This is a genomic window from Streptomyces sp. XY431 (assembly GCF_001279805.1).
GTDB classification, from domain to species: Bacteria; Actinomycetota; Actinomycetes; order Streptomycetales; family Streptomycetaceae; genus Kitasatospora; species Kitasatospora purpeofusca.
Genome location: NZ_LGDO01000354.1, coordinates 1 through 374, shown reverse-complemented (window position 1 = coordinate 374; position 374 = coordinate 1). Strand labels below are relative to the sequence as shown.

The window sequence follows — 374 nt, the reverse complement described above, 5'->3', positions numbered from 1 at the left end:
GGTGCTGTTGGCGCGGGTGGATGTGGTGCAGCCGGTGCTGTGGGCGGTGATGGTGTCGTTGGCGGAGGTGTGGCGTTCGTTCGGTGTGGTGCCGGACGCGGTGGTGGGTCATTCGCAGGGTGAGATTGCTGCCGCGTGTGTGGCGGGTGGTCTGGGTCTGGAGGACGGGGCGCGGGTGGTGGCGTTGCGTTCCCGTGCGATAAGGGTGCTGGCGGGTCGTGGTGGTATGGCGTCGTTGCCGTTGCCGGTGGATGTGGTGCGGGAGCGGATCGGTACGTGGGCGGGGCGGTTGTCGGTGGCGGCGGTGAACGGGCCGTCGTCGACGGTGGTGTCGGGTGACGCGGACGCGGTCAGGGCGCTGGTGGACGTTCTGG

At 69.8% G+C, this 374-nt stretch carries 1 protein-coding gene; it reads left to right on the top strand.

The window, feature by feature from the left end; translation table 11 throughout:
- Positions 1 to 374 (top strand): acyltransferase domain-containing protein (locus tag ADK60_RS26110; protein ID WP_159400590.1); only part of this gene is annotated, 374 nt, incomplete at both ends.